7 protein-coding genes are annotated in these 6,334 nt (G+C 49.1%); 2 read left to right on the forward strand and 5 right to left on the reverse strand.

Annotated elements, in window-relative coordinates; all coding sequences use genetic code 11:
* Positions 1-137 precede the first annotated feature (137 nt).
* The gene (gene ispE / locus AC5590_RS12500) at positions 138-1,028 is read right to left on the reverse strand and encodes a 4-(cytidine 5'-diphospho)-2-C-methyl-D-erythritol kinase (RefSeq protein WP_211178777.1); all 891 of its coding nucleotides are present in this window, start codon (positions 1,026-1,028) and stop codon (positions 138-140) included.
* Between ispE and AC5590_RS12505 the strand changes: the two genes are divergently transcribed.
* Entirely contained in the window at positions 994-1,698 is a 705-nt protein-coding gene (locus tag AC5590_RS12505) for an ABC transporter ATP-binding protein (RefSeq protein ID WP_169268771.1), read from the forward strand. The genes ispE and AC5590_RS12505 overlap by 35 nt on opposite strands.
* A 26-nt stretch (positions 1,699-1,724) precedes the next feature.
* A complete protein-coding gene (locus tag AC5590_RS12510; RefSeq protein WP_169268772.1) occupies positions 1,725-2,282 on the forward strand; it encodes a cob(I)yrinic acid a,c-diamide adenosyltransferase in 558 nt (185 codons plus the stop codon).
* Between the two features lie 64 nt (positions 2,283-2,346).
* On the opposite strand, the gene AC5590_RS12515 is transcribed toward AC5590_RS12510, so the two are convergent.
* From AC5590_RS12515 to atpA, 4 genes are all read right to left on the reverse strand, one after another.
* Positions 2,347-3,267 (reverse strand): hypothetical protein, encoded by a 921-nt coding sequence (locus AC5590_RS12515; RefSeq protein WP_169268773.1) that lies wholly within the window; start codon positions 3,265-3,267, stop codon positions 2,347-2,349.
* A gap of 83 nt (positions 3,268-3,350) precedes the next feature.
* Positions 3,351-4,130, reverse strand: a complete 780-nt coding sequence (locus tag AC5590_RS12520) for an enoyl-CoA hydratase/isomerase family protein (RefSeq protein ID WP_169268774.1) — start codon at positions 4,128-4,130, stop codon at positions 3,351-3,353.
* 19 nt (positions 4,131-4,149) lie between these two features.
* Positions 4,150-4,575: a cobalamin B12-binding domain-containing protein gene (locus tag AC5590_RS12525; RefSeq protein ID WP_169268775.1), complete on the reverse strand. Its 426-nt coding sequence runs from the start codon at positions 4,573-4,575 to the stop codon at positions 4,150-4,152.
* A gap of 116 nt (positions 4,576-4,691) precedes the next feature.
* Entirely contained in the window at positions 4,692-6,272 is a 1,581-nt protein-coding gene (atpA, locus tag AC5590_RS12530; protein WP_169268776.1) for a F0F1 ATP synthase subunit alpha, read from the reverse strand.
* Positions 6,273-6,334 lie beyond the last annotated feature (62 nt).

The following is a 6,334-nucleotide window of genomic DNA, read 5'->3' on the forward strand; positions in this document are numbered from 1 at the left end:
GCCAATACTTCCATATTATGGGATATTATATTTCGCCAAAAGTAGTAAAAAGTAGGCAGTTTTGGCGAAATATAGAAATTATATAACTCGCCAAAAGTGGGTTGAAAATGGTAGTTCTGGCGATATATAAATAAAGCTTATTTATTAAAGATCCCATAAACGGCAGAGCCTGTGCCGCTCATAGAGGCGTACAATGCACCATCATCATACAGCTTATTTTTAATCTCGGCCAGTTGCGGATGAATAGGGAAAACAGTTTGTTCAAAGTCGTTGCTGATGTGGTGTTTCCATTCTGATACAGGCAGGTCAGCTATTGTACGGAGGTCGAAAGGAGCAGGCCTTGGTGTGATCATAGAGAATGCATCGCGGGTGGAGACATGAATTCCCGGGCAAATGACACGTATCTCATAGTTGTCAAGCGAGAGTGTGACCGATGACATTTTTTCGCCACGGCCCGCAGCGAACTGAGGAGTATTGTAAATGAAGAACGGACAATCGGACCCGAGTTGCAATGCGAATGCTGCAAGTTGTTCCTGAGTGCATTGCAATGAGAACATGTCGTTGAGGAGTCGCAACATCCATGCTCCGTTTGCTGAGCCACCACCCAGGCCGGCACCCATGGGGATCACCTTGTGCAGATAGATATCTACGGGGGGAATCTTTCCCGGGTAGGTATCGTTGAGTAGTTGGTATGCTTTCCACACTAGGTTATTGTTGGTTTCGCCCTGAACCGGCAGGCCGCTGAGGTGCATTTGCGAGGTGGTTGCAGCGGGTACTACTTCAAGTACATCGTGCAAGATGCTCTGATATGGTTCAGCAACCGATGTATTGTCTGAAACGGGGAAAAAAACAGTTTCGAGATCATGGTATCCGTCGGCACGTTTGGCGGTGACGAACAGCCCTAGGTTGATCTTACAATTTGGGAAGCAAATCATTATGAGGGTGAAATTATGCGTATTTTTGAAATTAAGCGGAGCTAATGTGCCGTGACCGATGAAAGAAGTAATCAGGCTGAACGATATACGCAAGAGTTATTTCATGGGAAAGCAGGAATTGCAAGTACTGAAGGGGATATCGTTGCTGATAATGGAGAATGAGTACGTGGCGCTTATGGGGCCATCTGGGTCGGGGAAATCTACTCTAATGAACATTTTGGGTTGCCTTGATACTCCGTCAGGAGGACAGTATGTTTTGAACGGTAAGGATGTGAGCAATATGCAGGACGACCAGCTTGCGGATGTGCGCAATGTGGAGATAGGCTTTGTGTTTCAGCAATTCAATCTGTTGCCACGGCTGACCGCGTGGGAGAATGTGGCGTTGCCACTAATTTATTCGGGCGCATCGCGCAAGGAGCGCGAAGAGCGTGCGCGAGCCATGTTGGATAAGGTGGGGCTGAGTGAGCGAGCGCATCACAAGCCGAATGAGCTATCGGGTGGCCAGAGCCAGCGCGTGGCAATAGCGCGGGCATTGATCAACAATCCATCTATACTACTGGCCGATGAACCGACGGGTAATCTTGACACGAGGACATCAGTTGAAATAATGGAGTTGTTCGGCGACATACATGGCAATGGCAACACGGTGGTACTTGTGACCCATGAAGAAGATATTGCAAACTATACACAACGTGTGATCAGGATAAGGGATGGCGTTGTGGAAACAGATATCAGGAAAAACAAGCAGGCAGTAAACGTCTGATCTTTACACAAATAAAAAGGAAAGCAGTGTTCAGGATATACACAAAGACAGGAGACAAGGGAGGTACCAGCCTGATAGGTGGCGTGCGTGTGCCGAAGAGTCATATCAGGATCGAGAGTTACGGTACTGTGGACGAATTGAATTCGTACATAGGTATGGTAAACGACATGGCCGGCAATGAAAAGATCAGTGAATGGCTGCGAGAGATTCAGGATCGGTTATTTACAGTAGGTTCGGTATTAGCAACAGACCCGGGGAAGGAGGTGAAGATGAAACTGCCGGACCTGCATGACACTGATGTAACCTGGTTGGAGCAGCAGATTGACAGCATGAATGAAGTGTTGCCGGAGATGCGCTCGTTTATATTGCCCGGTGGAAATCTGGCATCTTCAACCTGCCACGTGGCCCGGTGTGTATGCCGCAGGGCAGAACGCATTTGTGTGGCGATGCAGGAACAGAATGAGGAGATACCACCGATAGTGCTTCAGTACCTGAACCGTTTATCAGATTTCCTTTTTGTATTATCGCGCTACATCAGCCACATCAACAATGCTGCTGAGATACCTTGGCGGGCACGTGTATAGATATCAGCATAGGAATGCTATCATAGAGTAAGGTGAGACGGTATCGGGTTGCTTGCGTGCCTGATCAGAACTGTTTAGGCTGCCACCAGATGCGGTGTCTTGACGGAACCTTGTATGAGAAAGTGATGGTAAATGTGGAGTAACCATCGTTATTTCCCGGATTGCCGCGCAAAGTGCCCGGCTTGTTGGCCAAGGAGTTGTTGTAATAAGGCGTTTTATCGGCCACCTGAATTGCAGTTGCAGCTTCTTTAGGTCCGAGGTTCTGGTTGAATTCAAACGCACTTACGTACTTGCCGCTTACACCGTCAAGGTAGTCGAACATGGTCATGCGGTACATGTATTCGATGCCGAGGTTCAGGTGGTCGCCGAGATCCCAACGATAACCGAATGCGAGTGGTACTGCCGGCTGCCAGCGAGAATTCTTCTTAGGATAAGAGGCCCCCTCCCAGCCTTGCCCTTCGAGCGACAGATCGTACGTCTTTACCCATGTAGGGCTTTTGCCAACGGTGCTGTACGGTGTGTAATGGAACACTGCAAGACCGGCTGCCAGATATGGCTGGCGGCGCTTGTATGCTTTGCCGCGCAGGTTAAAGCGACGCGGCGTATACTCGAACATTGCAGATGCCTCAACTACGATCGCTTTCGCGTTCTGTGCACGCAGGTAGCGCTGAACGTAATCTTTTCCTTCGAGCAGGTTTTTGCCCTTAACCCCGTCGTAGTTCCATTCGTCCGTTGCGTACAGGCTACCGAAGTTGAGCTGGAAACGTGTGGCAAAACTCGGGTGGAATGAATATCTGCCGAACAGCCCCCCCATCATAGAGACTTTGTCGAAATACTTGCTGTTGGTGTAGTGATCGATAGGACCTTTTGTGCCCACATCTCCCCACATATCAGTCTTACCAATGTTGGTACCGATAGACCAGCCATCGGGTTCGATGTATACGCGAGACGGCCTGAATTTTTGCGCTGTAGCGGGAATACTCATAACTACCGCAACGCATAGTACCGATAAAAGACGGATAACCTTAGCCTGCATTTATAGATGATTTTAAAGGTTGAAGATATAAATTATTTTCCTTTAAACACAGGTTTTCTTTTTTCAAGAAAAGCAGATGTTCCTTCTTTCATATCCTCAGTGGCAAAACACTGGCCGAAGCGCTTGATCTCTTTGTCGAAGCCGTGGTGGTCGCCATCGGCACATTCATTGACACAGGCAATGATTGCTGCTACAGGCAACGGTGATTTGGTATGTATTTTCTGTAGAATCTCTTTCGCTTTAGCGAGCAGATAGGCGGGTGCCACTACGTGGTTCACGAGACCAGCAGCTTTAGCGTCGTCGGCACCTATCATGTCGGCAGTAAGCAGCATTTCCATGGCTCTTCCTTTGCCCACAAGGCGTGTGAGCCGTTGCGTGCCTCCATAACCGGGAATGAGGCCCAAATTAACCTCAGGCTGGCCGAATTTGGCATTTGATGAAGCGATGCGGAAGTGACAGGCCATAGCCAACTCGCAACCGCCACCCAGCGAGAAGCCATTGACAGCCGCTATGATTGGTTTCGGGCAATTCTCAATCTTATCGAAAACTAGTTCGCGACCACGTTTTGCGATCGCCTCTCCGCCATCGGGACCAATAGAAGTAAATTCGCTGATATCGGCACCGGCAACAAACGCTTTTTCGCCCGAGCCGGTGATGATCGCTGAACGTATCTCAGGGTTGGAGTACACCTCATCAAGCGCTTTTCCCAGATCGCCGACAACGTCACGATTGAGTGCGTTCATTTTATCGGGGCGATTGATGGTGATAATGAGCGTACCGTTCTCCAGTTCTGTAAGTATTGTGTTGTACATCTTTGTTGATGTTGAATGTTTATAAAAGTTCTTTTCTGTGCTCTGATACCCAGTTGTTTATATATGCTGCGATATCCACTGTGGATGTTCCGGGAGGGAAGAGGTCGCCCACGCCCATTTCTTTGAGTTGCTTCATGTCCTCATCAGGAATGATGCCGCCACCGGTAAGCAGTACGTTGTTGAGACCTTTTTCTTTCATGAGCTGCATGACACGCGGGAAGACCGTCATGTGAGCGCCACTGAGAATGCTGATACCCAGCGCATCCACGTCTTCCTGCAGGGCCGTATTCACTACCATTTCAGGGGTTTGGCGCAGACCTGTGTAGATCACTTCCATACCCGCGTCGCGGAGTGCTGTTGCGATAACTTTTGCGCCGCGGTCGTGGCCATCCAGACCCACTTTGGCTACCAATACCCTGACCGGGCGTTTCCTTTCAGTACTCATTGAGCTTAATTAGGGTTGTAAAAGTAATGATTTATGGCTGTTTTGCGTAGCCAAACGAGCTGAAAAAACAAAGCCCCCGATTATGACCGGGGGCTTTGAATATGCGTATAAAATGATTAGTTCTTGAACTGAGGAATGAGGTCCTGAGCCAGTTTCACCAGTTTGGCGATACCATCTTCAGGCAGATTTCCTTTTTTGAATTCCTTCAGAACGTCTGAGTGCTTCAGTTCCATCTGCTGGAGGAACATTTCTTCGAACGCACGAACATTCTTAACAGGAACCTCGCGGATGAGGTTGTTTGTACCCAGGTAGATGATAGCAACCTGCTTCTCTACTGAATATGGGTTGAACTGAGCCTGTTTCAGGATCTCCACGTTACGGCTACCCTTGTCGATTACGTTTTTGGTTGCAGCATCGAGGTCGCCACCGAATTTAGAGAACGCTTCCATCTCGCGGTAGAGGGCCTGGTCAAGTTTCAGGGTACCTGCTACTTTCTTCATGGATTTGATCTGAGCGTTACCACCTACGCGGCTTACAGAGATACCCACGTTGATGGCCGGACGGATACCAGCGTTGAAGAGGTTTGATTCGAGGAATATCTGACCATCGGTGATCGAGATCACGTTTGTCGGGATATATGCAGATACGTCACCTGCCTGAGTTTCGATGATAGGAAGAGCGGTAAGAGAACCACCACCTTTCACGAGGTGCTTGATGCTTTCAGGAAGATCGTTCATTTTGCTGGCAACGTCATCGTTGTTGATCACCTTAGCAGCGCGCTCGAGGAGACGGCTATGGAGATAGAATACGTCACCAGGGTAAGCCTCACGTCCCGGAGGGCGGCGAAGGAGCAGCGACACCTCACGGTAAGCCACAGCCTGCTTAGAAAGGTCATCATAGATAACCAGAGCCGGGCGGCCTGTATCGCGGAAGAACTCGCCAATAGCTGCACCAGCGAATGGAGCGTAGAACTGGAGCGGAGCAGGATCAGAAGCAGAAGCTGCAACTATGGTAGTGTAAGCCATAGCGCCGTTGTCTTCGAGCGTCTTCATCACACCGGCTACTGTAGAAGCTTTCTGTCCGATAGCAACGTATATACAGTAAACAGGCTTGCCTGCAGCGTGGAATTCTTTTTGGTTGATGATGGTGTCGATACAGATAGCGGTTTTACCTGTCTGACGGTCGCCGATCACGAGCTCGCGCTGACCACGGCCGATAGGAATCATGGCATCGATCGCTTTGATACCTGTTTGCAGTGGTTCTTTAACCGGCTCACGGTAAATAACGCCCGGAGCTTTACGCTCGAGTGGCATCTCATACAGGTCGCCAGAGATAGGGCCTTTACCATCGATAGGTTCGCCGAGAGTGTTAACAACGCGGCCAACCATACCCTCACCTACTTTAATAGAAGCGATCTTGTTGGTACGGCGCACTTTGTCGCCTTCACGGATGCCTTTGTATTCACCCATGAGTACAACACCGACGTTGTCTTCTTCAAGGTTGAGGGCAATCGCTTTTACGCCGTTCGCGAACTCAACAAGCTCACCCTGACGTACGCCTGTGAGGCCATACACGCGGGCGATACCGTCGCCTATCTGCAATACGGTACCTACTTCTTCAAGGCTGGCGCCACCGTCTACCTGGGCCAGTTGCTGGCGTAAGATCGCCGATATTTCATCCGGTTTGATATCAACCATATACTAAAGATTCAAAAGTTTAAAAGTATAATTTCTTTATTTAAAGCAGTTGGTATTACTAC

It is taken from the genome of Brasilonema octagenarum UFV-OR1 (genome assembly GCF_963888615.1).
Taxonomy (GTDB): domain Bacteria; phylum Cyanobacteriota; class Cyanobacteriia; order Cyanobacteriales; family Nostocaceae; genus Brasilonema; species Brasilonema sennae.

What these genes read in the sequence shown, in the direction of transcription:
- AC5590_RS12505 (WP_169268771.1), top strand. Translation starts at nt 994, where the DNA reads ATGAAAGAAGTAATCAGGCTGAACGATATACGCAAGAGTTATTTCATG.
- AC5590_RS12515 (WP_169268773.1), bottom strand. Translation starts at nt 3,267, where the DNA reads ATGAGTATTCCCGCTACAGCGCAAAAATTCAGGCCGTCTCGCGTATAC.
- AC5590_RS12520 (WP_169268774.1), bottom strand. Translation starts at nt 4,130, where the DNA reads ATGTACAACACAATACTTACAGAACTGGAGAACGGTACGCTCATTATC.
- AC5590_RS12525 (WP_169268775.1), bottom strand. Translation starts at nt 4,575, where the DNA reads ATGAGTACTGAAAGGAAACGCCCGGTCAGGGTATTGGTAGCCAAAGTG.
- atpA (WP_169268776.1), bottom strand. Translation starts at nt 6,272, where the DNA reads ATGGTTGATATCAAACCGGATGAAATATCGGCGATCTTACGCCAGCAA.